The organism is Reyranella sp. (assembly GCF_044224635.1).
In the GTDB taxonomy this organism is placed as follows: Bacteria; Pseudomonadota; Alphaproteobacteria; order Reyranellales; family Reyranellaceae; genus Reyranella.
This window is the reverse complement of the sequence record NZ_JBGAKA010000038.1, coordinates 1-25,667: the sequence shown is the minus strand read 5'-3', so window position 1 is coordinate 25,667 and position 25,667 is coordinate 1. Positions and strand designations below refer to the sequence as shown.

Genomic DNA, 25,667 nt, shown 5'->3' with positions numbered 1-25,667 from the left:
GTGTCGATCGTTTCACAGGAGGCAGGTTTTATGCGTATCGCGCAGATTGCACCGTTGACCGAGGCCATACCGCCGAAACTCTACGGCGGCACCGAACGCGTCGTGTCCTGGCTCACCGAGGAGCTCGTGGCGCTCGGCCACGACGTCACGCTGTTTGCCAGTGGCGACTCGCGGACATCGGCGAAGCTCGAAGCGATGTGGCCGCGTGCGCTGCGCATGGACGACAAGGTGCGCGACCCTATGGCGCTTCATGTGGCGATGCTGGAGCAGGTGCGACGACGCGCCCACGAATTCGACCTGCTGCATTTCCATCTCGACTATCTGCCGTTCTCGATGTTCTCGCGCCAGCCCACGCCGTTTGTCACCACCATGCATGGCCGGCTCGATCTGCCGGAGCATCAGACCGTTTTCAATGAGTTCACGCACGTGCCGGTCATCTCGATCTCCAATGCCCAGCGCACGCCGCTGCTCCAGGCGCGCTGGCTGAAGACGATCTATCACGGGCTGCCTTCCGCCCTGCTGGAGCCGCGCGCGAGGAAGCGCGATTACCTCGCTGTGCTCGGTCGCATATCGCCCGAGAAGGCCGTCGATCGGGCGATCCGCATCGCCCGTCGCTGCAACCTGCCGCTCAAGATCGCAGCCAAGGTCGATCGCGTCGATGTCGACTACTTCGCTCACGAGATCCGGCCGCTGCTCGACCTGCCGGGCATCGAGTACATCGGTGAGATCAGCGACGCCGACAAGTCGGAGTTCCTGAGCGGCGCGCGCGCGCTGCTGCTGCCGATCGACTGGCCCGAGCCCTTCGGGCTGGTGATGATCGAGGCGATGGCCTGCGGCACGCCCGTGATCGCCTATCCGAGCGGCTCGGTTGGCGAGGTCATCGAGCACGGCCTGACCGGCTTCGTGGTCAACGACGAAGCGGGCGCCGTCGATGCCATTGAGCATCAGCTGCCGAGCCTGTCGCACGAGAGAATTTGTGCCCGATTCAAGGAGCGCTTCACCGCCCGCCGCATGGCCGACGACTATGTCGCGGCCTATCGCGCCCTGGCGGCAGGAGCGCGTCGTCCGCTGCGGACGGTCAATGGAGCGGCAAAGCCCACGTCGCGCCCGCAAGAGGGCCGTCATCAAACTGGCATGCATGACGGGTTATACGTCTCGGATTGAGTCGATCCGAGGTGAGTGCGAGTGGCCGATCTGCGGGCTGAAAGCCGCGTCCGTCTGAAAGAAGCCGTGCGGCGCAACCGTGCGCTTTCCCTCGAAGGGGTTTTGGAACGATTGTTCGAGCGCCTCTTTCGCGGTCTCGTCTACACCCAGATCTGGGAGGGTCCCGAGATCGATCTCGAAGCGCTGGCGCTCGGGCCGCAGTGTCGTGTGGTGGCGATCGCCTCCGGCGGTTGCAATGTCCTGTCGTACCTGACCGGGGACCCCGCGCACATCGTCGCCGTTGATCTCAGCCGGGCTCACGTGGCGCTCAATCGGCGCGGTGCTGCGCGCGCGTCGAACGCTTGGCCTGCGGCTTCAGCCTCGACGACAACTACTTCGCCTGGCAGGCGTTCGGCCGACGCTACAGCGCCGACGGCCAAGGGCCGTTGCCGCCCTACCTGCGGCGCGAGCAGTTCGACACGGTCCGCGCGCGCGTCGATCGCATCGAGGTGTTGAATCGCTCGGTGACGGAATATCTCGCCGCCTGCCCCGACGCCTCGTGCGATCGCTACGTCCTGCTCCGCTGGCAACCGCCCGCCAGACCATCGATCGAGCGGGGCTCGAGGCACGCATCCGCCTCGCCCGCGCCGATGCCACAAGCTTCGATGCGTCGCTGCTGTTTGGCGTGCCGGGTTTCTCGCGCATCTTCTTTTCGTACAGCCTGTCGATGATCGCGGCCTGGCAGGATGCACTTGCATGGGCGCTGCAATGGTTGCCGGCAGGCGGCGAGCTGCACATTGTCGATTTCGGCGGCCAGGAGCGCCTGCCGGGATGGTTCCGCGCCGGCCTCCGCCAGTGGCTGGCGTGGTTTCATGTCGAGCCGCGCGTGGCGCTCGAGGCCGAGCTCGCGGAAATGGCGAGCCATGCCGGTTCGCTGCGCTGCCTCGACCGCCCACATGGCGGTTATGCCCAATACGCCGTGTTCCACCGCAGACCAACGGGTTAACGCTTCCGGCTCGGGAGCCGAACGCTTCCCGACCGGGAGTTGGCAAGCCCGAGGGGCGATGCTAACCCGGCAGATCGACTGAGTCGGGAGTATCCAACATGACCGAAGCCTTCATCTGCGATGCCATTCGCACGCCGGTCGGCCGCTACAATGGCGGGCTTGCCGCCATGCGCGTGGACGATCTTGCCGCCCATCCCATCAAGGCGCTGATGAAACGCAATGCAGGTGTCGATTGGGGCTCGGTCGATGACGTGATCTATGGTTGCGTCAACCAGGCCGGCGAGGACAACCGCAATGTCGCGCGCATGGCTGGCCTGCTGGCCGGACTTCCCGTCGAGGTCGCTGGCGCCACGGTCAATCGGCTGTGCGGCTCGGGGCTGGAAGCCGCCGGTCACGCGGCGCGCGCGGTCAAGCTCGGCGAGGCCGACATGATGATCGCCGGTGGCGTCGAAGGCATGACGCGCTCGCCCTACGTCATGGGCAAGCCCGAGGGCGCGTTCGATCGCTCGATGAAGCTCGAGGACACGGTGCTGGGCTGGCGCTTCATCAACCCGCGCCTGAAGGCAGCCTACGGCGTCGACCCCATGGGCCAGACCGCCGAGAACGTCGCTGGCGAGCACCAGATCAGCCGCACCGACCAGGATGCCTTCGCCTACCGCAGCCAGCGGCGCTGCAAGGCGGCGCAGGAGCGCGGCTTCTTCGACAAGGAGATCGTCGAGGTCTGCGTCAAGAAGGGCAAGACCGAAGCGATCGTCGCCAAGGACGAGCATCCGCGCGGCGACACGACGATGGAGATCCTGGCCAAGCTTCCGGCCGCCTTCCGCGAGGGCGGCTCGGTGACGGCGGGCAACTCGTCGGGCCTGAACGACGCCGCCTGCGCCATGATCATCGCCTCGGAAGCCGCCGCCAAGGCCAATGGGCTGACGCCGCGTGCGCGCATCCTGGGTGCCGTGTCGGCCGGCGTGCCGCCGCGCGTCATGGGTATCGGCCCGGTGCCGGCGACCCAGAAGCTTCTCGGCAAGCTCGGCCTCACGGTGCGCGACTTCGACACGATCGAGCTCAACGAGGCGTTCGCCGCCCAGGCGCTGGCGGTGCTGCGCCAGCTCGGCCTCGCCGACGATGCCGACAACGTCAACCCGAACGGCGGCGCCATCGCCATCGGCCATCCGCTCGGCGCCTCGGGCGGCCGGCTGATGATCACCGCGCTCAACCAGCTCGAGGCGACCGGCGGCAAGCGCGCGCTCTGCACCATGTGCATCGGCGTCGGCCAGGGCATCGCCCTGGCGCTGGAGCGGGTGTGAGGCGCCGGTAAACCGATTAGTCGCCGAGCGCGCGAAGGATACACGCTCGCGATCCTCACCTCTTCAAAGCGGCTTTGCGCAACAGGGCAAGGCCGCGGGCGGTCTTGCCCCTTCCGCGCGCCGCCCTGGCAGCGAAACGGGTCTCGGCGTCGGCTTCCGCGATCATGACGGTTGCCATCTCCTCCATGAGGCGATTGACGCTCGTGCCGCGACGGCGCGCCAACGACCTCAAGCGAGCATGCTTGTCATTCGGCAAACGCAGCGTGAGAGCACTCATTTGATTTGTTCCTTGAGAAATCCCTCGGGGGTGACAACGGACAGGTGGGGAAACCGTAGTTCCATTCTTGCCACATGGCGCACATTTCGAGTGATGATGTGACTGGCACCTCCGGCCACTGCAAGCTCTACGAGATGATTGTCCCTTCGTCCCGCAAGTTCGGCCTCCAACCAGAGTAGATGCGCGTCCATTCGCATCGCCCGGTGAAGATGTCGAACAGTTCGGACCGCTCGGAGGCGGAAAGACGAGAGCGCCGAAACAACACCGATCGCGCGAGCACATCCTCATACTCGGCGAGTAGCGCAGCTCCCATGAGCGGGATGCATGTGCCATCGAGGCATTTAGCGATGATGGCACTGCAAGCGCCAGCCCCGAGACAGGCACCAACGAAGACATTGGTATCAACTACGACTAACATCAAGATTTGATATCAATTTTGCCACCAATCGAGATTCTTTGGAAGGCCATGTGCATCGGCGTCGGCCAGGGCATCGCGCTGGCGCTGGAACGTGTTTGGCAAACTCTTCGCTGGGATGCGGCGCCCACTCCGGTGGCGCCTTCCTCATTCTCCTCCCCAGCCTTGCTGGGGAGGTGTCGGCGTCTTCGCCGACGGAGGGGTCATGAGCCTCGGTCGCGTTGCTCATGACCCCTCCGTCCGCGGTTACGCGGACACCTCCCCACGCAACGCGTAGGGAGGAGAATGAGAGAGACTACGGCGCGTCGTCGAGCGTGACGCCGGCCTGCTGCATCTCGGCCAGCATGCGGGCCTTGCTGCCGTCGAGGTCGATGGCGGCGGTGGCGGGTTGGACGACGGCGACCGCGAAGCCGGCCTGGCGGGCGTCGAGCGCCGACCAGGCGACGCAGTAGTCGAGCGCCAAGCCGCACATCACCAGGCGCGTGAAGCCGCGCTCCTTGAGATAACCATCGAGCCCGGTGCGCGTGACGCGGTCGTTCTCGCGGAATGCCGAATAGGAATCGATGCCGCGATGAAAGCCCTTGCGCACGACCATTTGCGCCTTGCCAATCTGCAGGTCCGGGTGGAACGCGGCGCCCGGCGTGTCCTGAACGCAATGGTCGGGCCACAAGGTCTGCGGGCCGTAGGGAAAATCGCGCGCGCTGAACGGGCTGGCGCCGGGCCAGGCGCTGGCGAACGAGGCATGCCCTGGCGGATGCCAGTCCTGCGTCAGGATCACGTGGTCGTGGCGCTCGATCAGCCGATTGACCAGCGGCACGATCGCGTTCCCGCCGGGAACGGCGAGCGTGCCGCCTTCGCAGAAGTCGTTCTGCATGTCGATGACGATCAGGGCTTCGTTCGGCATCCTGCCGGCTCCATCATAGGGGCGCGATATCGCCGCGGCGCTGCTCTTCCTCGAACGCCGCCGACCAGTCGTCGAGTCGGCCTGAGTCGATGGCGCCGCGCAAGCCGCGCATCAGGTCCTGATAGTAATGCAGGTTGTGCCAGGTGAGCAGCATGGCGCCGAGGATCTCCTCGGCGCGAATCAGGTGGTGCAGATAGGCGCGGCTGTGATGGCGGCAGGCCGGGCAGGCGCAGTGTTCGTCGATCGGCCGTGGGTCGTCGCGATGGCGGGCGTTGCGCAGGTTGAGCTCGCCGCGCCGGGTGAAAGCCTGCGCGGTGCGGCCGCCGCGTGTCGGTAGCACGCAGTCGAACATGTCGATGCCGCGTCGCACGGCGCCGACGATGTCGGCCGGCCGGCCCACGCCCATCAGGTAGCGCGGCCGGTCGGCCGGCAGCATCGGCACGATGATGTCGAGCACGGAGAACATGGTCTCCTGGCCTTCGCCGACCGCCAGTCCGCCGACCGCATAGCCGTCGAAGCCGACGTCCGTCAGCGCCGCGGCGCTTTCCATGCGCAACGCCGGGAAGACGCTGCCCTGCACGATGCCGAACAGGCCGTAGCCCGGCCGCACGCTGAACGCCCGCTTGCCGCGCTCGGCCCACTTCATCGACAGCCGCATCGACGCCGCGGCCTCGGGTTCCTCGACCGGCCAGCTCGTGCACTCGTCGAACGACATGGTGACGTTGGCGTCGAGCAGCTTCTGGATCTCGATCGAGCGCTCTGGCGTCAGGCGGTGCTGCGTGCCGTCGATTGGCGACCGGAAGGTGACGCCGTCGTCGTCGAGCTTGCGCAGCTCCTTGAGCGACATTACCTGGAAGCCGCCCGAATCGGTCAGGATGGGGCGCGGCCAGTTCATGAACTTGTGCAGCCCCCCCAGCGTCGCCACGCGCTCGGCGCCGGGCCGCAGCATCAGATGGTAGGTGTTGCCGAGGATCATCTCGGCGCCGGTCTCGGCGACCGATTGGGGCATCATCGCCTTGACCGTGCCGGCGGTGCCGATCGGCATGAAGGCGGGCGTCTCAACCGTGCCGTGGGCCGTGCCGATGCGGCCGCGCCGCGCGAGGCCATGCTGTGCCAGCAAATCGAACGAGAGGCTCATCGGTGCAACAGACAACAATCGCCGTAGGAATAGAAGCGGTAGCGCCGCTCGATGGCGTGCCCATAGGCCGCCTTCATGCGCTCAAGTCCGGCGAAGGCCGCCACCAGCATGAACAGGGTGGAGCGCGGCAGGTGGAAATTGGTCAGCAGCAGATCGACGGCGCGGAAGCGAAAACCGGGCACGATGAAGATGTCGGTCTCGCCGGCCCAGCGGACGATGGCGCCGTCGTGCGTGCGCGCGACCGTCTCGAGCAGGCGCAACGCGGTCGTGCCGATAGACACGATCCGGCCGCCCGCGGCGCGCGTGCGGTCGATGGCGCGGGCGGTCTCGTCCGGGACCTCGCCCCATTCGGCATGCATGGCATGGGCGTCGGTGTCGTCGACCCGCACCGGCTGGAAGGTCCCGGCGCCGACATGCAGGGTCACGCCAGCCGTGGCGATGCCGGCCTGTTCAAGCGCGGCCATCAGCGCCGGCGTGAAATGCAGGCCGGCCGTGGGCGCTGCCACCGAGCCATCGCGCCGGGCGAACAGAGTCTGGTAGTCGGCGCGGTCCTGCGCATCGGCGATGCCCGATCGGATATAGGGCGGCAGTGGCACCGCGCCGGCGCGTCCAAGGGCTGCGAGAAAGGCGGCGCCGGTGGTTTCGAAGGCGAGCACCAGCGAGCCGTCGGCGTTCTTGGTGTCGACCGTGGCGGCAAGAGCTTCGGCGAAAGTGAGTCGATCGCCGGGCCGGAGGCGCTTGGTTGGTCGGGCGAAGCAGAGCCAGCGGCCATGCCCCAGATCGCGGATCAGCAAGGCCTCGATGGCGACATCCCGGCGTCCGCTGGACCCCGGCCGTACGCCCTGCAAGCGCGCCGGGATCACCTTGGTGTCGTTGAACACCAGCAGGTCGCCGCGGCGCAGGAGAGCTGGCAGGTCGCGCATGCTGCGATCGTGCAATCCGTCCGGCGCCACGTCGAGCAGTCGCGCGGAATCGCGCGGCTGGACAGGGCGCTGCGCGATCAGCTCGCCGGGCAGCGCAAAATCGAACAGGTCGACTCGCATGGGGAATGGTGCTGCGCTCGTCTCATGCTCCTCCCCAGCTCTGCTGGGGAGGTGTCCGCGTAATCGCGGACGGAGGGGTCATGAGCATCGCGACTGAGACTCATGACCCCTCCGTCGCCGTAAGACGGCGACACCTCCCCAACTTCGTTGGGGAGGAGGTCTTGAATCAGGTCTGGCCGATATCCATCACCTCTGCGTCCGAATCGTCGGGCGGCGGGTCCATGCCGGGATCGACCAGGCTGACGAAGCGATGGACGCCGGACACGACCTCACGCTTCACGCGCGCCCGCGTCTCCAGGCAATGCAGGTGCGCCAGGGTCTCGGCGAACGCGAACACGACCTGGTTGTTATCGAGATGGCGGGGGAACAGGACCGGCACCATGTCCCAGCTGGTCGCGCCCTCGGCGCCGCGCTGGGCGATGGCGTTGGCCATGTCGTTCATGCGGGCGTCGTGATGGGCCACCAGCTGATCGAGCCTGGTGTGCAGACCGATGAAGGGGAAGCCGTGCGAGGGCAGGATCAGGGCGTTGGCCGGCAGGCGGCGGAAACGCGAGAAGCCGTCGAGGAACCAGGTGAGCGCATCCGCGCGCGGTTCGTTGGGCCACACGCCGACATTGGTGCTGATCTTGGGCAGCACCTGGTCACCGGCGATCAGCACGTTGAGCTCGGGGCACCATAGCGAGGCATGCTCGGGCGCATGGCCGCGGCCCACGATGACGTCCCAGCGATGGCCGCCGAGCGTGATGGGATGGGCGTGGATCAGGCGCTGGAACGAGGTCGGCAGCGGCCCCACGCCCTTGGCGTAGCCGCCCTTGTGGCGGTGGAACAGGGCAATCTTGTCGGCCGGCACGCCGTTGCGCGCCAGATGCGCGGCACGCACGTCCTCGTTCTCGATGAAGTCGTTGCGGGCGGCGACCGCGCTCATGTACTCGCCGAGCGTCATCCAGAGCTGGGCACCCCAGCGCTCGCACAGCCAGCCCGCCATGCCGACATGGTCGGGATGCATGTGGGTGGCGATCACGTGGACCACCGGCTTGCCGCCGAGGTCCGCCGCGAAGATCCGTTCCCACAGCTCGCGCGTCTGCGGCATGTTGATGCCGGTGTCGACGATGATCCAGCCGTCGTGATCCTCGATCAGCCACAGATTGATGTGATTGAGCTGGAAGGGCAGCGGCATGCGCAACCAGTAGATGCCGGGGGCGACGTTCTTGACCGTGCCGGGTTCCGGCACGTCGCCGCAGGGGAAACGCAGTTGTGCCAGCAGGCGCTGGGCGAAATCGGGTGAATCGGGCATGAGACCACCCTAGCCACAGATGCCCGCCAGTGTCACGGCTGCGAACCGAGGGCCCGCCATGCGATATCACGACGGCAGAACCCCTCCGGCCAGTCGATCAGGTCGATGGCGCGATAGGCCCGGTCGCGCGCGACCTCGACGGTCCGCCCGACGGCCGTCACGTTGAGCACTCGGCCGCCGTTGGCCAGCACACGATTGCCGTCTGCTTTGGTCCCGGCATGGAAGATCTCGACGCCTTCGATCCGGCTCGCCGCTTCCAGGCCGCGAATCTCGCTGCCCTTCTGATAGGCATCCGGGTAGCCCTTCGCCGCCATCACCACGGTCAGGGCCGTCTCGTCCGACCAGCGCAGGTCGAAGTGACGCAGGTTGCCGTCGGCCGTTGCGATCAGGGCCGGCAGGATGTCCGATTTCAGGCGCGGCATCAGCACTTGGCATTCCGGATCGCCGAAGCGGCAATTGTACTCGAAGATCTTCGGCCCCTGGTCGGTGATCATCAGCCCGGCATAGAGGACGCCCTTGAATGGCGTGCCGGCCTCGGCCAGGGCGCGCACCGTCGGCAGGATGATCTCGTCCATGGTGCGCTTCTGCATGGCCGCATCGAAGATCGGCGCCGGCGAATAGGCGCCCATGCCGCCGGTGTTCGGCCCCTTGTCGCCATCGAAGGCGCGCTTGTGGTCCTGGGCGCCGATCAAGGGCAGGGCATGCTCGCCGTCGGACAAGGCGAAGAAGCTGGCCTCCTGGCCGACCAGGAACTCCTCGATCACCACCGAAGCGCCGGCGATTCCGAAGCGGTTGCCCGACAGCATGTCGCGGACCGCGATGATCGCCTGGTTGACCGTCTCGGCCACGACAACGCCCTTGCCGGCCGCCAGGCCATCCGCCTTGACGACGATGGGTGCGCCGCAGGCCTCGATGTAATCGACGGCCTTGCCGACGTCGGTGAAGCGTTCGTAGGCGCCGGTCGGGATGCCGGCCCGGCGAAACAGGTCCTTGGAGAAGCCCTTGGAGCCTTCGATCCGGGCGGCTTGGGCCGACGGGCCGAACACCTTGATGCCGGCCTCAGTCAGACGGTCGGCGAGGCCGGCGACCAGAGGCACCTCGGGTCCGACGACGACGAAGTCGATCTTCTGACTGCGCGCAAGCGCCACCTGGCCCGCCAGATCATCGGCCGCCACGTCGATGCATTCGGCGACCCGGGCAATGCCGGCATTGCCGGGTGCGCAAATGAGCTTGCTGCAAAGCGGCGAGGCGGCGATCGCCCAGCACAGCGCGTGCTCCCGGCCGCCACCTCCTACGACCAACACCCGCATGACCCCAACCTCTTGAAATCTATGGCTGAATTTCAGATATCCCGACAGGTGCCGTGCGACGACAAGGCCTGTAACAAAACAGGCGTCGACACAACTGGACCACTTGTCTCGTTACAGGCCCTAACCATGAAACGATTCGGGTGCAAAGCGGAGTTTTCGGCCATGGTGGATAAGCCGGCAGCGACCCACAGGCGCCCGCTTACCGGGCTCGATGCGCCGGTATAGCTTCAGCCCATGGAAGCAACGGCATCCGAACAGGTCGTCAGCAACGTCCCGGAATTCACCGTCTCGGAGCTCTCCTTCGCGCTGCGGCGGGAGATCGAGACGGCGTTCCCGCGCGTGCGCGTGCGCGGCGAGATCAGCCAGCCGTCGTTCCCGCGATCGGGCCATTGCTACTTCCGGCTCAAGGACGAGAACGCCGTGCTCGACGCCGTCTGCTGGAAGGCGACGATCCCGCGCCTCGGGGTCAGGGTCGAGGAAGGCCTGGAGGTCATCGCCACCGGCCGGCTGACGACCTATGCCGGCTCGTCGCGCTACCAGATCATCGTCGATCGCGTCGAGCTGGCCGGCGCCGGAGCATTGCTGAAGCTGCTCGAGGACCGGCGGCGCGAGCTCCAGGCCGAGGGGTTGTTCGATGCCGAGCGCAAGCGACCGCTGCCGTACCTGCCCGAGGTCATCGGCGTCGTGACCTCGCCCAGTGGCGCGGTGATCCGCGACATCCTGCATCGCCTGGCTGAACGCTTTCCGCGCCGGGTGCTGGTCTGGCCGGTCGCCGTGCAGGGCGACAAGGCGGCGGGCGAGGTCGCGGCCGCGATCAATGGCTTCAACCGCCTGCCCGTGGACGGGCCCGTTCCGCGACCCGACGTGCTGATCGTGGCGCGTGGCGGCGGCAGCCTGGAGGATCTGTGGGCCTTCAACGAAGAGGCCGTCGTGCGCGCCGCTGCCGCATCGACCATTCCGCTGATCTCGGCCGTCGGTCACGAGACCGACACCACCCTGATCGACCTCGCTTCCGACCGGCGGGCGCCGACGCCGACCGCGGCGGCGGAGATGGCGGTGCCGGTGCGTGCCGACCTGGTGGCGGAGACGCTCGACTACGCCAAGCGCCTGGTCGGCGGGGTGAGCCGCCTGTTGCGCGAACGCGGCGTCGAGCTTGCCGGGCTGGCGCGCGGCCTGGGCGATCCGCGTCGGCTGATCGAGGAGCGTCAGCAGCGCCTCGACGAGCGCGGCGAACGCCTGGCGCTTGCCATCCGTCAGCTCGTCGAGCGCCGCGCCCATGCGCTGGCGGCGGCGCGGCTGGTGAGCCCGGTTGCCGTGCTGCTTGCCAAGCAGCAAGCCTTCACGAGCGAATCGCGCATGCTCGACAGCGCGATGAAGCGCTACCTCGGTGAGGCGCGCCAGAAGATCGAACGCACGGCCGATCGGGTCGATCAGCTCGCCGACCGCCTGCAGCGTTGCACCGCTGAGTTCCTGGAAGATCGCCAGCGACGGGTCGAGCAGGCAGGCAAGCTGCTCGAAAGCTATTCGTTCCGCTCCGTCCTCGCGCGCGGCTTCACGCTGGTGCGTGATCAGGACGGTCATCCCGTGCTGGCCGCCGCCGATCTCAGGGCCGGCGACACGCTCGCCATCGATTTCGCCGATGGCCGCATCGGCGCGCGCGTGACCGATGGCGCCAGCGCCGCCCCGCGCCCAGCGCCTGCGCCCCGTCGTCGTGGCGGCGGTGGCGAGCAGGGCTCGTTGCTGTGACCTGAGGATTCGGTCGCGAAGACCCCGATGTCATCCTGAGCGCAGCGAAGGATCTCATCGCCAGTTGTCGCAGTGTCGTCTGCCGCGAGTGAAGATGAGATCCTTCGCTACGCTCAGGATGACAGAATATCGCTTTCGCAAATCAAGCGTCCCAACTGGAATCGCGCCACGCGGCCGGATAGGGTCGCGCATCTCGGGGAAACATCATGACCACGCCTCTGTCGACGGACACGATCAAGAACTTCACGTATGCCAGCACCGCCACGGTATCGATGCAGATGCTGAAGCGCGGCTTCCGCAACAGCGCCATCAACGGCGTGCGGCCGGTCAATCCAGGCGCCGCGCGCATGGTCGGGCCGGCTTTCACATTGCGCTATATTCCGGGACGCGAGGACCTCGACCAGCCGCCGAAGCCCAGCGATCCGCCGAGCGCCCAGCGCGAGGCGATCGAAGGAACGCCGGCCGGCCATGTCCTGGTCATCGGCACCGAGGGCAACACCGCCGCCGGCACGCTGGGGGACATCCTGGCTCTGCGTCTCAAGGTGCGCGGCGTTGCCGGCGTGCTGAGCGACGGCGCCATGCGCGACACGCCGGTGATCGGCAAGATGGATTTTCCGGTCTACTGCACCGCAGCCGCGGCACCGCCCAGCATGACCCGGCTGCATCCGGTCGAGACCCAGACACCGGTGGGAATCTGCGGTGTTCCGGTCTACCCCGGCGATATCATCGTGGCCGACGAGGATGGCGCCATCGTCGTGCCGCGCCATATCGCCGACGAGGTGGCGCGCGACTCATTCGAGCAGGAGCGGCTGGAAAAGTTCGTCGCCATCCGGATCAGCCAGGGGATTCCGATTTCGGGAACCTATCCGCCGAACGACGAGACGAAGGCGCTCTACGAAGCCTGGATCAAGGCCGGCGAGCCGGCCGCCGGCTGAAGGGCCGCGTCGTGCGCTGGATGACGATGGGCGTTCTCGCGCTGGTGGTGGCAGGCTGCGCATCCGGCCAAGTCACCACGGCATCGCCCAATCAGGATGCGATCGATCGGCAATTCGGCCCGCCGCCTGCCGGCATGGCGGCCGTCTACTTCTACAATCCGGCCGCCAGCGGCAGTGCCGTCAACGTGATGGCGGGGGCAATGGTGGTTGGTCAGCTGGCGCCGAAGAGCTGGATGCGCATCGCGCTCAGCCCCGGCTGGCACGCCATGCGATGCATCACGACCGATTCGGCGAACCCGTCATCGATCACGCTGGCGGCGGGCGACATCCGCTATGTCGATGTCGAGATGCCGGCCGGCGCTCAAGCCTGCACGATTCGCGAGACCGGCGTCGGGGCAGGCCGTGCCGGCGTGCTGGCGGGAAGCCGCATCACGCCGCCTGGTTGATGAACAAAGGTTCCTCGCTGTGCTCGGGATGACAACGATGCTGTTGCCCATGACAACACCCTTCTAGCAAGATGTTGCACTTCGTTTGAGATCCCGGAGGGACCTTTCCTTTTCGCCGCCTTACGCCGGCAAGGCACCGTAGGGCTTGGTGATGAGTTCCATGAGGTGGCCGTCCGGGTCGTCGAAGTAGACGCCACGGCCGCCCCAATGGTGATTGATCTTGCCGGGCTCGTGCTTGTGGGGATCGGCGTAGTAGCTGATTCCGGCGGCCTTGATCTTGGCGAACGCCGTGTCGAATTCCTGGTCCTCGACCAGGAAGGCGTAGTGCGAGGTGCGCACGTCCTGTGAATCAACGAAATCCAGCGTCACCCCGTTGCTGGTCTGCACCGGGCGGAAGGGACCCCATTGCGGACCCGCCTCGACACCCAGGATGTCGGCCAGGAAGGTGGCCGACGCGTCCTTGTCCTTCGCCGGAATGATCAGGTGGTTGAGGGCTGGCATGGGGCCTCCGCTGGCTTCACTCCAGCAAAATAGGAACCCGGGCCATCGGTTCAACATTCACGACCGGTTCAACGTTCATGACGCCGCCGCGTCGGGCAGGACGCGGCGCTTCAGGGGTTGCCAGGTCCCGCGCGGAATGGGCTGCAGGGTCGCGAGGAACTGCTGGGCACAACTTGCCCAGGTGAAGGTCTCGGCGTGGCGGCGGCAGTCGGACGGGTCGCGTCCGACGGCGGCCAGGCAGGCCGAGCGGAGATCGTCATCGAGCGCGCCGACCTTGGGATCGGTGATCACGTCGAGCGGTCCGGGCACGGGATAGCCGGCAACCGGCACGCCCGACGCCAGCGCTTCCACCATGACCAGGCCGAACGTGTCGGTCCGGCTGGGAAACACGAAGCAATCAGCCTCGGCATAGCGCGCCGACAATTTCTCGGTATCGACCGAGCCGAAGAAGCGCGCCTTGGCATAGCGCCGCCGCAGCTTCCCCAGTTGCGGGCCGCCGCCCACCACCCATTTGGTGCCGGGCAGGTCGAGGTCGAGGAAGGCCTGGATGTTCTTCTCGATCGCGACGCGTCCGGCATAGAGCCAGATCGGCCGCGTCTCCTCGATGTTGCGATGAGGGCATGGCCGGAATGCTGCGATGTCGACGCCGCGCGACCACGGCACCAGCTTCTTGAAGCCGCGCTCGGCCAGCTCGTCGCGGATCGATTGAGCCACCACGAGGACGGCGGCGGAAGGCGCATGAAAGCGCCGCACGAAGGCGTAGCTCCACGAGACGGGCGGGCGGATGCGCGCGTGCACGTACTCTGGCAGCAACCAGTACGACAGGCCGAGGCGCTGGCGTCCCCAATTGAAGAGGGTATTGAGGCGCAGCGCCATCGTGTAGGCCCAATCGCCGAGTATCGCGAGCCAGCGCGCATAGCGCACGATGCCGTCGAACTGATCGCCGTGAATCACCAGGAGCTTGCGCCCCCCGGGCGTGACATGGATCGCCTCCTCCTCGACGCGCACCTCGCCGAAGGTCAGCTGGCAGTATTGCCGTGCCGCCTCGTCGTGATTGCCGGGAACGTAGATGACGGTCGTGCCCTTGCGCGCCTTGCGCATGATCTTCTGCACGACGTCGTTGTGGGCCTGCGGCCAGTACCACCAGCGCTTCAGGCGCCAGCCGTCGACGATGTCGCCGACCAGGTACAGGTACTCGCTCTCGTTCCTCTTCAGGAAATCGAGCAGCAGCTCGGCCTGGCAACCGCGCGTGCCAAGATGGATGTCCGACAGGAAGATGGCGCGATGGCGGGCCGGTTGATGGCGTTCGATCACGGTCATGTGGATAAAAGGCGACCGATACAAAATCTGTCGTGCGCGATTGCACGAAACGCTTTGAATTGTGTATGTCAGCCGTTGCGTCGCCATGAACCGGTTGTGGCAGCTCGATGACATTTCCTGCACCCAAGGCAATGCTGTTCATCGTCAACCCGACGGCGGGCCGGCGCCGCCGCGGGCTGGTCGACGCTGTGGTGGGTGAGATCCGCGACGAGGGCTGGACGGTCGACGTCGTCGAAACCAAGGCGGCTGGCGATGCCAGGCACCTGGCCGAAACCTGCGATACCCGTCGCTACGCCGTCATTGCCGTGGCCGGAGGCGACGGGACGATCAACGAGGTCGTGAACGGCCTCGCCCGACGGGGCGCCGACGGATCGGCCGTTGGGCCAGCCCTCGGCATCGTGCCGCTCGGCACGGCCAACGTCCTGGCGCACGAGCTTGGGCTCGATTTCTCAGCTGCCGCCCTCGCCCGGACCATGGTCTCCGGCCGCACCGTTCCGGTGCAGGCCGGCCAGGCTGCCAGCGGTTCGCAGCCGCCGCGCTGCTTCTTCCTGATGGCGGGCGCCGGCTTCGATGCCAAGGTGGTCGCGGGCGTCAGCACCGGACTCAAGCGGCGCTGGGGCCGCGCCGCCTACGTCTGGCAATCGCTGATCGAGGCGTGGCGCTATCGGCCGGTGCGTTATGCGGTTGACATCGATGGCGTGCGTCACGAGGCAGCCTCGGTGATCGTGACCCGCAGCCGGCATTATGCCGGTTCGTTCATGATAGCTCCGGCTGCCGCGCTCGCCAAGCCGCTGCTGCATGTCTGCCTGTTCGAGCGCTGGGGCCGCGCCCAGACTCTGTGTTTCGGATTGGCGTTGCTGCTGGGCCGCCTGCCGCATACCGGCGGATACCGCGTGGTCACCGGCCGAGAGGTCCGCATTGCCGTGCTGAGCGATGCCGGCGAGACCCGCCGCCAGCCGGTACAGATCGATGGCGACGACGCCCTCACGCTGCCCGTGTCGATCGGCCTCGCTGCCGGGTCTGTGCGGCTGCTCCATCCGTCGTAGGCTGGGAGCGCGTTCCTCCTGCGCCGGGAGCGCGCCACTCCGTGGCGCTCATCTGCGGAGTGGACACATCTCCAATCCTCCCCCGTCTTACGGAGGAGGGATTCGAGCCATGGTCCGGAAGAGAATGAGCGCCGCTGCTCAGCGCACCGTCTGCTGCAGGCGGCGCACCACGTCGGGCGTCGGGTGGCCGTCGGCGGGAAGGCCGACCTGTTTCTGGAAGAGGCGAACCGCCGAGCGGGTCTTGGGGCCGGCGAGTCCGTCGGCTTCGTCGGTGTAGAAGCCGAGCCTGGCAAGGCGGGACTGCATGTCGACGATGGAGTCGCGCGACAGCGGCTCGTCGTCGGCCGGGGGGGCCTGCATGACCGCCGGGCCGCCGGCGATCTGGCGGGCCAGGATGCCGACCGCCAGCGCATAGAGCGTCGAACGGTTCCAGTTCATCACCGCCTTGAAATTCGGATAGAGGATGAAGGCAGGGCCGCGCCAGCCCGCCGGCAGGATGATCGACGACGGCTCGTCGACATTGGGCAGCGGCGCGCCGCCCGCTTTCTTGACGCCCATGGCCGCCCACGCCCGCACCGGCTTCTCGATCGTCGAGTCCGCCTGGTCGAACGGGAAGCCCTGCGGCAGCACCACCTCCTCGCTCGACGGCAGGCCCGGCCTGAAGCCGACGCCGCGCAGATAATTCGCCGCCGAGGCGAAGGAGTCCGGCAGGCTGGTCCACAGATCGATGCGGCCGTTGCCGTCCCGGTCGACGCCCCATTTCATGAAAGTCGAGGGCATGAACTGCATGTTGCCCATGGCGCCGGCCCACGAGCCGCGCATCTGGTCGCGGGTCATGTGATTGAGGGCGAGGATACGCAGCGCCTGCACGGTCTCGTTGCTGAAGAAGTCGCGGCGCTTGGTCATGCAGGCGAGCGTCGCCACCGAGCGCACGACCTGGAAATCGCCCATGAAGCCGCCGTAGTTGGTTTCGAGGCCCCAGAACGCCATGATGTATTGTGGCGGCACGCCGTACTCGGCCTGGATGGCGTCGAGCAAGGCGCGGTTCTGCGCCATCCGCTGCTGGCCCTTGGCGATGCGGTCGGCGGACACCGAGCTGCCGACATACTTGGCATAGGTCTGCGAGAATTCGGGCTGGCGCGAATCGAGATCGATGATCTTCTGATCCGGAGTCAGGCCCTGGAAGGCGCGGTCGATCAGATTGGCAGGCACTCCCTGGCGGAGCGCCTCGGCCTTGATGGTCTGCAGGCACGACTGGAAGTCGCTTTGCGCGACGGCCGGCCCGGCGAAGAGGGCCGTCGTTGCGGCCAGGAGCGCGATTTTCCAAAGAGGGGTCATGGCAGCGAGTCTATCACGACCCGGCGACGGTCATTCCCTCGATTCTCACGGTCGGTGCGTTGGTCGAGCCCTTGAACTGCAGGTCGTTGGCGGGCGTCATGTTGAGGAACATGCCCTTCAGGTTGCCCGCCACCGTGATCCCGCTCACCGGCCAGGCGAGCTTGCCCTTCTCGATCCAGAAGCCCGACGCGCCGCGGCTGTAATCGCCAGTCACGCCGTTCACGCCGAAGCCGATCATGTCGGTGATGAAAAGACCGCTCTTGATGTCCGAGATCAGTTCGTCGACGGTCGCCTCGCCATTCTCGAGGTAGAAGTTCGACGTCGTCGGCGAAGGCGGCCCCGAGGTGCCGCGTGCAGCATGGCCGGTCGGCTTCAGCCCGAGCTGGCGCGCCGCGGCGAGGTCGAGCAGCCACGTGGTGAGCACCCCATCGTCGATCACCGCGTAGCGCCGGGTCGACAGGCCCTCGGCATCGAAAGGCCGGCTTCCCAGGCCGCGCTTGCGCAGGGGATTGTCGAGAATGCGAATGCCGTCGGCGAAGACCTTGGCCCCCATCTTGTCTTTGAGGAATGACGTGCCGCGCGCCACCGCGCGGCCGTTGATGGCGCCTGCCAGATGGCCGATCAGGCCGCTCGAGACGCGTCGGTCGTAGACGACCGGCACGCGGGCGCTCTGCGCCTTGCGCGGATTGAGACGGCGGACGGCGAACTTGCCGGCATTGCGGCCGATCCTGGCGGCGGCCATCAGGTCGTCGAAATGAATGGCGCTCGACCATTCGTAGTCACGCTCCATCGCCGTGCCTTCTCCCGCGAGAACCGCGCAGGACAGGCTGTAGCCGCTGCGTCGGTAGGCGCCGGAGAAGCCGTTGCTGGCGGCCAGCACGAACGACGTGCGCCCCCAGCTTGCCTCGGCGCCTTCCGAGTTGGTGACGCCCCGTACGGAGCGCGCCGCGTCCTCCGCTTCGGCGGCGAGCGCGAGCAATGACTTCGTCGTGGGGCGCTTCTTTTCGTAAAGGTCGAGGTCCGGCCATTTTGTCGCCAGGAGCTCTTCCGGAGCGATGCCGCAGACCGGGTCCTCGGGAACCGCACGCGCCATGTCGACGGCGCGCTGGGCCAGGATGCGCAGCGACGCCGGTGCGAAGTCGGTCGAGGACACGAAAGCCTGGCGCTGGCCGACGAACACGCGCAATCCCAGATCGCGACCTTCGCTGCTTTCGAGCTTCTCGCGCGCACCCATGCGCTGGGCGACCGAGATCGATTCGCCGTTGACATAGAGCGCATCGGCCGCGTCGGCGCCGGCCGCCTTCGCCCATTTCATGAGATCGCCCAGAAGGTTCGCGTCGGGAGCGCTCGACTCGCTCTTCTTCGGGCCGCTCTTCTTCGGGCGGGACTTCTTGGGGGAGGAACTCTTCGCTTTGGCCATGACGGCCGTTCTACGCGCTGACGGGCACGGTCGTCGAGGTGCTCATCTCATTCTCCTCCCCAGCTTCGCTGGGGAGGTGTCGCGTCATACGCGACGGAGGGGTCATGAGCCTCAGTCCCGCTGCTCATGACCCCTCCGCCCCGTATGACGGGGCACCTCCCCGCGCTTCGCGCAGGGAGGGGAATCTCTGATCTCATTCTCCTCCTCAGCGGAGCTGGGGAGGCAATGAGAATCAATTCCCGGCGTAGGCGATGCCGGACCTGGTCTCGGCGATGGCGGCGTCGACGAAATTGATGGCGCGCTCGCGGTAGCCACCCTTGTTCGGCCTGGCCTGGATCAGCTCCTGACGGGCCGCCTGGAGCGAGCCAAGCGCGGCCTGCATGTTGGGCTGATTGGCACCGGCGGCGCAGGCGCCGAGCACGGCGCCGACGACCACGCCGATGAACAGGTATCCGACCGGCGACTTGGGCATGATGCGGGGCATGTGAGGCACTCCACTAGAATGTGCGGGGCGCAGCGCCCCGCACAGAATGGTAGTGAACGCCTTCGGCACACGATACCGCTATTTCGCCGTGATCGCCCGATTCGCGGCACACGTCACCGCCTTGAGCGACGCGGTGACGATGTTCGAATCCATGCCGACGCCCCACATGGCCCGGCCGTCACTGGTTTCAGCCTCGATGAAACTCACCGCCTGGGCGTCGGAGCCCGCGCCTGTGGCATGCTGATGATAGTCGCGCACCTTGATGCCGACGCCGCAGTTCCTGGCAAGGGCATCGACGTAGCCGGCGATCGGGCCGTTGCCGCGGCCGCTGATCGTCTGCTCCTTGCCGTGGAAGCTTACCCGCGCATCGAGAAGCCGGATATCCGGATGCCCGGGTTCCGGCACCGTCGTGTGGCTGACGAAATCGACCGGCGTCCTGTTCTCGAGATATTCGCGACGGAATGTGTCCCAGATCAGCGCCGGCAGGATCTCCTTGCCGGTCTCGTCGGCAATCTGCTGGATGGTCTTGGAGAACTCGACCTGGAGGAGGCGTGGCATGTCGATGCCGTAGTCGCTCTTCAGGATGTAGGCGATGCCACCTTTGCCCGACTGGCTGTTGATGCGGATGATGGCCTCGTAGGTGCGCCCGAGATCGGCCGGATCGATCGGCAGGTAGGGCACCTCCCACATCTTGCTGTTCGACGTCTGGAGGGCCTTGAAGCCCTTGTTGATGGCGTCCTGGTGCGATCCGGAGAAGGCGGTAAACACCAGGTCGCCGCCGTAGGGATGGCGTGGGTGCACCGGCAGCTGGTTGCAGTATTCGACCGTCTGGCGGATCTCGTTGATGTTGGAGAAGTCGATCTCGGGATCGACGCCCTGGGTGTACATGTTGAGGCCCAGAGTGACGAGATCGACGTTGCCGGTGCGCTCGCCGTTGCCGAACAGGCAGCCCTCGATGCGATCGGCGCCGGCCATGTAGCCCAACTCGGCCGCTGCGACACCGGTGCCGCGGTCGTTGTGCGGATGCAGGCTCAGGATGATCGAATCGCGGTACTTGAAGTTGCGATGGCACCATTCGATCTGGTCGGCATAGACGTTGGCCGAGGCCATCTCGACCGTCGCCGGCAGGTTGACGATCATCTTCTTCTGCGGCGTCGGCTGGTAGACGTCGCCGACCGCGGCGCAGATATCGCGTGCGAACTCGAGCTCGGTGCCGGTGAAGCTCTCCGGAGAATACTCGTAGACCCATTCGGTGTTGGGATCGGCGTCGGCCAGCTGCTTGACCAGCCTGGCGCCGGAAACGGCGATGTCGATGATGCCGTCATAGTCGAGGCCGAACACCACGCGGCGCTGCAAGGTCGAGGTCGAATTGTAGAGATGGACGATGGCGCGCTTGGCGCCGCGGCAGGCTTCGAAGGTGCGCTCGATCAACTCGGGCCGGCTCTGCGTCAGGACCTGGATGGTGACGTCGTCCGGGATCATCCTGTTGTCGATCAGCTCGCGCACGAAGTCGAAATCGGTCTCCGACGCCGCCGGGAAGCCGACCTCGATCTCCTTGAAGCCCATGTTGCACAGCAGGCTGAACATGCGGGTCTTGCGGTCGGAGTCCATCGGCTCGACCAGGGCCTGGTTGCCGTCCCGGAGGTCGACCGCGCACCAGATCGGCGGCTTGGTGATGACCTTGGACGGCCATTGTCGGCCGGCGAGGGGAACGGGCTTGAAGGCAACGTACTTCTCGCCCGCGTTCGGCATCATCGGTTTCTGGGGTGACATGACTGGCTCCTCGCGCCGCGCACGGCCGTATGGCTCGGGACGAACACTGCGATAGAAAAGAAATGTGGCGGCGACTGGTGGGTATGGAATGACGAACGACAAGCGATCCGCAGGGGCCCGGGAGGGCCGGCGGATCAGCCAATAAGTCGAAGCGTCGTCAGTCGCAGCATCGGGGTCACAATACGGCCCCGCGGGCAGGAGTCAACCCGCCGGATGGTTTGCTTGTCCTGGCAGTTCCCAGAAACAACCAGCAGGAGGCATCGCGGCCATGCGCCAGCCGGACCGTATCATGACTGTCACCGACGACTGGCCCCATCCCGTTCCGGTCACGCAGGCCGAGATCGAGGTGCTCGAGCAATGGTTCGGCGACCTGTTCGATTAACTGTTCGGCCCCGAAGGCTGACGCCTCAGGGAGTGAAAATCGGCATTGAAGTCCGCGCCACAGCCAATTACTTGTAGTCACGTATGTCTACATATGGAGGGCGCGCGACATGCCGACCATCAACCTCAGAGACGCCAAGGCTGGGTTTTCCAGCCTTGTTGACGAGGCCATCAAAGGAGAGATCGTGACCATCACCCGTCATGGCAAACCCGTCGCGGCTTTGGTTTCGGTCGAGGCGGCGGAGATTGCCCGCAAGGCGCTCGAACGCAAACGGCCGGGCCTTGTCAGCTATCTCAGAACGTTCCCAGGCGGAGAGTTCCCGCGTAATCGCAGGCCATCGCGGGCTGTCGAGCTTTGAGCGGCTTTCTTCTCGACACCAACGTCGTCTCCATGCTCGCGCCATCGAAGGCGGAAGCATCCGACGCCTTCCTCACTTGGCTGGACCGCAGGGACGGCGACGGCCGGTTATTCCTGTCGGTTGTCTCCATTCATGAGATCGAGAAGGGGATCGCGCTCCTCGACCACAAGGGGGCAACGGCGAAGGCCGCGAGCTTGAAAGCATGGCTCAGTGGTCTCGTCTCCACATACGATGACAAGATCATTGGCTTCGACGCGCAGGCTGCCGCGATCGGCGGGCGATTGGAAGCGAAGGCGCTCGCGGCCGGCCATGATCCCGGCATGGCCGATGCCGTGATCGCTGGCATCGCCGCAGCGCATGAACTCGTCATTGTCACCCGCAACACGAAGCATTTCCTGCCGTTCGGTGTCGCCGTGTTGTCGCCTGACGAGGCTGCTGCCGAAGGAGGCCCGGCATGACAGTTTCCTCTTCGGATCATGGAGTCGAAGTTGCGGCTGCTACAGGCGCTCACCGCGAAAAACGGCGTAAGCTCGGTGCCCCCTCAGGGACTGACGTGGCGGGCCGGTCGCCAGCCAAAATCTTTCAGAGCCTGTTTCAGCGCAGGGGGATGTTGAAGTTCAAGTTCAGGCTCGGATCGGCCGGCGGCCCGTAGGTGGGAGCCATCGGCGCCAGGTAGACCGGGGGTGGCGCGACCACGACAGGCTGACGCTCATAGACCACCTGCGGCGCGCGTTCGTAGACGACCCGGGGGGCACGCTCGTAGACGACGCGCGGCGGCCGATCGTGGTGCCGCCAGTGATCGTGCTTGTCCTTGTAGTGGTGACGGCGTTCCCAGCGATCGTCATCGTGCGCCTGGGCGCCGGCCGTCGAGATCATGACGCCGGCTCCGGCAATCGCAGCGACCAGGATGGTCCGCCAATCCACCAAACGCATTGCAGCCTCCTCCTGACAACAAGGACTTCTGCTTTTCGTCCCAACGGAGGGGGTACGAGTCCAATTGTGACGACTTGGTGGAACCATGGGCCGATCCTGCAAGGCAGCCCGTGGCCAAGCTGTGACCGCGCCTATCGCATGGGGAGGCTGAAATTGAAGTTGACGCTCGGTGGATAGGCCGGTCCGTAGGAGTAGGGCTGCGGATAGACCATGACCGGCTCCGGCACGACGTAAACCGTGCGCGGCGCCCGGTAGCGCGGCTTCACGACCACGTAGTCCCGGTCATAGTAATGATGATGGTGATGGTGACGGTGCTTCTTCCAATTGTCCGCCTGCGCGCCGCCCGCGATCGACAGCGCAGCCAAGCCCGAGAGGATGGCCACCGAGACCTTCCACCAATTGGCAGTCCGTCCTGATTTCGCGTTTCCGAGCATCGCTGACCCTCCACACGTGCTGCAAGAACGAGGCGATACGGATCGGCGTTGCATTGCCTCGTTGCAGCTTTGGAGAGTCTAACGCGCCATGTTTCCTGCCCCCGGTGACCAAGTTGTGGTAGTCGAACTGAAAGGATGGGGAGGAGGCATCGATGGCGGGTCCGTTGGCCGGCGTCAGGATTCTGGATTGCACGACGGTGGTGCTGGGGCCATGGGCGGCGCAGCAACTGGGTGATCTCGGGGCCGATGTGATCAAGATCGAGCCGCCCGAGGGCGACACGACGCGTCAGCTCGGTCCGGCGCGCAATCCCGGCATGGCCGCGTTCTATCTCGGCTGCAATCGGTCGAAGCGCTCGATCGTGCTCGATCTCAAGCAGGAGGCCGGCCGCAAGGCATTGTTCAAGCTCGCCGAGACCGCCGACGTGCTGATGCACAATTATCGTCCCGAGCCTGCCAAGCGCCTGGGTGTCGAGTACGAAGCCTTCGAGAAGATCAATCCGCGGCTGGTCTATCTGGCGACTTATGGCTATCGCTCGGCCGGGCCGATGGGTCCCAAGGCTGCCTATGACGACATCATCCAGGCGGGCTCCGGCCTGGCGGCGCTGCAGACCGTGGTCGCCGGACAGCCGCGCTTCCTGCCGACCATCGTCGCCGACAAGACCAGCTCCAATGGCGTGGTGTCGGCCCTGCTCGCGGCGCTGTTCGCGCGCGAGCGCACCGGCAAGGGCCAGGCGGTCGAGGTGCCGATGTTCGAGACCCTGGTCTCGTTCGTCATGGTCGAGCATCTCTACGGCGAGACCTTCCGGCCGGCGCTCGAATCCGCTGGCTACAAGCGCGTGCTCAACAAGGAACGCCGGCCCTATCCGTCCAAGGACGGCCACTTTGCGCTGCTGCCCTATACCGACGGCCATTGGAAGGAATTCTGCGGCCTGATCGGGCGGGAGGATCTCGGCAAGGACCCGCGCTTCACCTCGCTCGCCAACCGGCTGAAGAACGTCGAGTACTACTACGCCACCCTGGCGGAAATCTGTGCCACGCGGACCAACGCGGAATGGGTCGAGCTGCTCAAGAACTCGAACGTCCCGCACGGCCCGGTCAACACGCTCGAGGATCTGTTCGTCGACCCGCAGCTGCAGGCCACCGGCTTCTGGCACGAGGTCGAGCATCCGACCGAAGGCCGGCTGCGCATGCCCGACATCCCGCCGCGCTTCAGCAAGACCAAGCCCGAGATCTCGCGCCTGCAGCCCAGGCTCGGCGAGCACAGCGTCGAGGTGCTGCGCGAGGCGGGCTACAGCGAGGGGGAAGTCGACGCCATGCTGAAGTCGGGCGCGACCAAGACCGCCTAGGGCACATCCGTTCGCCAGACTCATGGCCATGAGTTCTTTCCGACACGCGGACAAACTCTGCCTGTCATGACTTGAACAAAGTCATGGGGTTTACCATCGGCGCAATCGACGCCATGGTGGCGTCTGGCGCGAGCAATGACGGCCAAGACCGTCGGGCGGGGTGGCCCGTTGCGCCGCAGGGAGGATGTTGATGATCGTGCGTGCGACGCGGCGCGAGGTGCTTCGTTTTGGTTCCGCCGCTGCTTCCGTCGGCCTGTTGGCCGCTCCGGCCATAGCCCAGTCCTGGCCGAACAAGCCCATCAAGATTATTTGCGGCTATCCGGCCGGCGGGCTCACCGATATTTTTGCTCGCGCCTACGGCGAGGGCATCGCCCAGATGACCGGGCAGCCGGTCTACGTCGAGAACAAGGCAGGCGCGAGCGGCGCCATCGCCGCCGAGCAGGTGAAGAGCGCGACCCCGGACGGCCACACGCTGATGTGGACCATCTCGACCACCATGATCATGAACAAGGTGCTGTTCAAGAAGCTGCCCTACGATCCTGACAAGGATTTCGTGCTGATCTCGTGGATGGATGCCGGCCACCTGCCGCTGATCGTCAACGCCAAGCTGCCGGTGAAGAACCTGGCGGAGCTCGACGCCTATGCGCGGGCCAACAAGACCAGTCTCGGCACCTACGGCGCCGGTTCCTACAGCCATGTCGCGGTCGAGGCGCTGAACCGCCACTTCAAGCTCACCATGGAAGCCGTGCACTATCGCGGCGAGGCGCCGATGTGGCAGGACGTTAGCTCGGGCGCTGTGCAGGGCGGCAGCGGCAGCGTTGCCGCCGCGAGCGGCGTGCTGCAGTCGGGTAATGGCCGTCCGATCGCCGTGCCGACCAAGACCCGCATGAAGAAGCTGCCCGACGTCGCGACGTTCTGGGAGCAGGGCGTCACTGACCGGGCCTTCCAGGTCCAGGGCTGGATCGGGCTGGTCGGGCCCGCGGGCATGCCGAAGGAGATCGTGCAGAAGCTCTCGGACATGATGGTCGAGATCGGCAAGACCGAGCGCATCCAGAAGATTCTGACGACCTTCGGCATCGACAATGCCGCGAGGGATCACGTGTTCTTCGAGAAGATCGTCGCCGAGGAGGGACCGATCTGGATCGAGCTGGTCAAGGGCCTCAACCTCGAGCCGCAGTAGGCGGCGGCCTCATTACTTTTCCGGACCGCGAGTGTCTCGCTCATGAGCATGAGCGAGACACTCTCGGTCCGGTAGACCCTAAACTGGCAAGTCATCATGTACCTAGAGCGTGATCTTCTTTGGTTGAAGCATCAAAGGAGACCTCACCCTGAGGAGCGGCCGTAGGCCGCGTCTCGAAGGGTCGGCTACAACAC

At 66.1% G+C, this 25,667-nt stretch carries 25 protein-coding genes and 2 pseudogenes; 13 read left to right on the top strand and 14 right to left on the bottom strand.

Annotated elements, in window-relative coordinates; all coding sequences use genetic code 11:
- Window positions 1-30 precede the first annotated feature (30 nt).
- The 5 genes and pseudogenes from ACILR9_RS26905 (at window position 31) to pcaF (ending at window position 3,450) form a co-directional block, all read left to right on the top strand.
- Window positions 31-1,164, top strand: a complete 1,134-nt coding sequence (locus tag ACILR9_RS26905; RefSeq protein ID WP_395713055.1) for a glycosyltransferase family 4 protein — start codon at window positions 31-33, stop codon at window positions 1,162-1,164.
- 15 nt (window positions 1,165-1,179) lie between these two features.
- Window positions 1,180-1,419: pseudogene (locus tag ACILR9_RS26900) on the top strand (DUF3419 family protein); the annotation flags it as partial.
- Window positions 1,420-1,505: 86 nt separating this feature from the next.
- Window positions 1,506-1,664 (top strand): annotated as a pseudogene (locus ACILR9_RS26895) (DUF3419 family protein); the annotation flags it as partial.
- A gap of 38 nt (window positions 1,665-1,702) precedes the next feature.
- Window positions 1,703-2,149, top strand: coding sequence for a hypothetical protein (locus ACILR9_RS26890; RefSeq protein WP_395713110.1), 447 nt, complete (start codon window positions 1,703-1,705; stop codon window positions 2,147-2,149).
- Window positions 2,150-2,247: 98 nt separating this feature from the next.
- Entirely contained in the window at window positions 2,248-3,450 is a 1,203-nt protein-coding gene (gene pcaF, locus ACILR9_RS26885; RefSeq protein WP_395713054.1) for a 3-oxoadipyl-CoA thiolase, read from the top strand.
- Window positions 3,451-3,854: 404 nt separating this feature from the next.
- Here the strand turns inward: pcaF and ACILR9_RS26880 are convergent, their stop codons facing one another.
- From ACILR9_RS26880 to purD, 6 genes are all read right to left on the bottom strand, one after another.
- On the bottom strand, window positions 3,855-4,145 hold the full coding sequence (locus ACILR9_RS26880) for a putative toxin-antitoxin system toxin component, PIN family (protein WP_395713053.1): 291 nt from the start codon (window positions 4,143-4,145) through the stop codon (window positions 3,855-3,857).
- A gap of 292 nt (window positions 4,146-4,437) precedes the next feature.
- Window positions 4,438-5,046 carry a bifunctional nicotinamidase/pyrazinamidase gene (gene pncA, locus ACILR9_RS26875; RefSeq protein WP_395713052.1) on the bottom strand — a complete coding sequence of 203 codons (609 nt, stop codon included), beginning with the start codon at window positions 5,044-5,046 and terminating at the stop codon, window positions 4,438-4,440.
- A 13-nt stretch (window positions 5,047-5,059) separates the two neighbouring features.
- Window positions 5,060-6,184, bottom strand: coding sequence for a tRNA guanosine(34) transglycosylase Tgt (gene tgt, locus ACILR9_RS26870; RefSeq protein ID WP_395713051.1), 1,125 nt, complete (start codon window positions 6,182-6,184; stop codon window positions 5,060-5,062).
- Window positions 6,181-7,227 (bottom strand): tRNA preQ1(34) S-adenosylmethionine ribosyltransferase-isomerase QueA, encoded by a 1,047-nt coding sequence (gene queA / locus ACILR9_RS26865; protein WP_395713050.1) that lies wholly within the window; start codon window positions 7,225-7,227, stop codon window positions 6,181-6,183. The genes tgt and queA overlap by 4 nt, the downstream gene beginning before the upstream one ends.
- Window positions 7,228-7,393: 166 nt before the next feature.
- Window positions 7,394-8,521: an MBL fold metallo-hydrolase gene (locus ACILR9_RS26860; protein WP_395713049.1), complete on the bottom strand. Its 1,128-nt coding sequence runs from the start codon at window positions 8,519-8,521 to the stop codon at window positions 7,394-7,396.
- Between the two features lie 32 nt (window positions 8,522-8,553).
- Window positions 8,554-9,831 carry a phosphoribosylamine--glycine ligase gene (gene purD, locus ACILR9_RS26855; protein ID WP_395713048.1) on the bottom strand — a complete coding sequence of 426 codons (1,278 nt, stop codon included), beginning with the start codon at window positions 9,829-9,831 and terminating at the stop codon, window positions 8,554-8,556.
- Between the two features lie 234 nt (window positions 9,832-10,065).
- Here purD and xseA point away from each other — a divergent pair, with 234 nt between their 5' ends.
- From xseA to ACILR9_RS26840, 3 genes are all read left to right on the top strand, one after another.
- A complete protein-coding gene (xseA, locus tag ACILR9_RS26850) occupies window positions 10,066-11,577 on the top strand; it encodes an exodeoxyribonuclease VII large subunit (RefSeq protein WP_395713047.1) in 1,512 nt (503 codons plus the stop codon).
- A gap of 206 nt (window positions 11,578-11,783) precedes the next feature.
- Window positions 11,784-12,512, top strand: a complete 729-nt coding sequence (locus ACILR9_RS26845) for a ribonuclease activity regulator RraA (protein ID WP_395713046.1) — start codon at window positions 11,784-11,786, stop codon at window positions 12,510-12,512.
- Between the two features lie 11 nt (window positions 12,513-12,523).
- A complete protein-coding gene (locus ACILR9_RS26840) occupies window positions 12,524-12,958 on the top strand; it encodes a hypothetical protein (protein WP_395713045.1) in 435 nt (144 codons plus the stop codon).
- 120 nt (window positions 12,959-13,078) lie between these two features.
- On the opposite strand, the gene ACILR9_RS26835 is transcribed toward ACILR9_RS26840, so the two are convergent.
- Both ACILR9_RS26835 and ACILR9_RS26830 read right to left on the bottom strand, forming a co-directional pair.
- Window positions 13,079-13,459 carry a VOC family protein gene (locus ACILR9_RS26835; protein WP_395713044.1) on the bottom strand — a complete coding sequence of 127 codons (381 nt, stop codon included), beginning with the start codon at window positions 13,457-13,459 and terminating at the stop codon, window positions 13,079-13,081.
- 75 nt (window positions 13,460-13,534) lie between these two features.
- On the bottom strand, window positions 13,535-14,779 hold the full coding sequence (locus ACILR9_RS26830) for a glycosyltransferase (RefSeq protein WP_395713043.1): 1,245 nt from the start codon (window positions 14,777-14,779) through the stop codon (window positions 13,535-13,537).
- Between the two features lie 107 nt (window positions 14,780-14,886).
- Between ACILR9_RS26830 and ACILR9_RS26825 the strand changes: the two genes are divergently transcribed.
- Entirely contained in the window at window positions 14,887-15,825 is a 939-nt protein-coding gene (locus ACILR9_RS26825; RefSeq protein ID WP_395713042.1) for a diacylglycerol/lipid kinase family protein, read from the top strand.
- Between the two features lie 138 nt (window positions 15,826-15,963).
- Here ACILR9_RS26825 and ACILR9_RS26820 read toward each other — a convergent pair whose 3' ends face one another.
- The 4 genes from ACILR9_RS26820 to leuA all read right to left on the bottom strand — a co-directional run bounded on the left by ACILR9_RS26820 (window position 15,964) and on the right by leuA (window position 20,840).
- Complete coding sequence (locus ACILR9_RS26820) at window positions 15,964-17,163, bottom strand: lytic murein transglycosylase (RefSeq protein ID WP_395713041.1); 1,200 nt, start codon at window positions 17,161-17,163, stop codon at window positions 15,964-15,966.
- A 13-nt stretch (window positions 17,164-17,176) separates the two neighbouring features.
- Complete coding sequence (locus tag ACILR9_RS26815; protein WP_395713040.1) at window positions 17,177-18,583, bottom strand: TldD/PmbA family protein; 1,407 nt, start codon at window positions 18,581-18,583, stop codon at window positions 17,177-17,179.
- Between the two features lie 232 nt (window positions 18,584-18,815).
- The gene (locus tag ACILR9_RS26810) at window positions 18,816-19,067 is read right to left on the bottom strand and encodes a hypothetical protein (RefSeq protein WP_395713039.1); all 252 of its coding nucleotides are present in this window, start codon (window positions 19,065-19,067) and stop codon (window positions 18,816-18,818) included.
- Between the two features lie 78 nt (window positions 19,068-19,145).
- Window positions 19,146-20,840: a 2-isopropylmalate synthase gene (gene leuA / locus ACILR9_RS26805; protein ID WP_395713038.1), complete on the bottom strand. Its 1,695-nt coding sequence runs from the start codon at window positions 20,838-20,840 to the stop codon at window positions 19,146-19,148.
- 491 nt (window positions 20,841-21,331) lie between these two features.
- On the opposite strand from leuA, the gene ACILR9_RS26800 reads away from it, so the two are divergent.
- Together ACILR9_RS26800 and ACILR9_RS26795 are read left to right on the top strand one after the other, a co-directional pair.
- Window positions 21,332-21,580 carry a type II toxin-antitoxin system Phd/YefM family antitoxin gene (locus ACILR9_RS26800; RefSeq protein ID WP_395713037.1) on the top strand — a complete coding sequence of 83 codons (249 nt, stop codon included), beginning with the start codon at window positions 21,332-21,334 and terminating at the stop codon, window positions 21,578-21,580.
- Window positions 21,577-22,038 carry a type II toxin-antitoxin system VapC family toxin gene (locus ACILR9_RS26795; RefSeq protein ID WP_395713036.1) on the top strand — a complete coding sequence of 154 codons (462 nt, stop codon included), beginning with the start codon at window positions 21,577-21,579 and terminating at the stop codon, window positions 22,036-22,038. The genes ACILR9_RS26800 and ACILR9_RS26795 overlap by 4 nt, the downstream gene beginning before the upstream one ends.
- A gap of 136 nt (window positions 22,039-22,174) precedes the next feature.
- On the opposite strand, the gene ACILR9_RS26790 is transcribed toward ACILR9_RS26795, so the two are convergent.
- On the bottom strand, window positions 22,175-22,513 hold the full coding sequence (locus tag ACILR9_RS26790) for a hypothetical protein (protein WP_395713035.1): 339 nt from the start codon (window positions 22,511-22,513) through the stop codon (window positions 22,175-22,177).
- A 131-nt stretch (window positions 22,514-22,644) separates the two neighbouring features.
- Window positions 22,645-22,947 (bottom strand): hypothetical protein, encoded by a 303-nt coding sequence (locus ACILR9_RS26785; protein WP_395713034.1) that lies wholly within the window; start codon window positions 22,945-22,947, stop codon window positions 22,645-22,647.
- Between the two features lie 152 nt (window positions 22,948-23,099).
- On the opposite strand from ACILR9_RS26785, the gene ACILR9_RS26780 reads away from it, so the two are divergent.
- Entirely contained in the window at window positions 23,100-24,293 is a 1,194-nt protein-coding gene (locus ACILR9_RS26780) for a CaiB/BaiF CoA transferase family protein (RefSeq protein WP_395713033.1), read from the top strand.
- 190 nt (window positions 24,294-24,483) lie between these two features.
- Entirely contained in the window at window positions 24,484-25,473 is a 990-nt protein-coding gene (locus tag ACILR9_RS26775; protein ID WP_395713032.1) for a Bug family tripartite tricarboxylate transporter substrate binding protein, read from the top strand.
- Window positions 25,474-25,667: the final 194 nt, after the last annotated feature.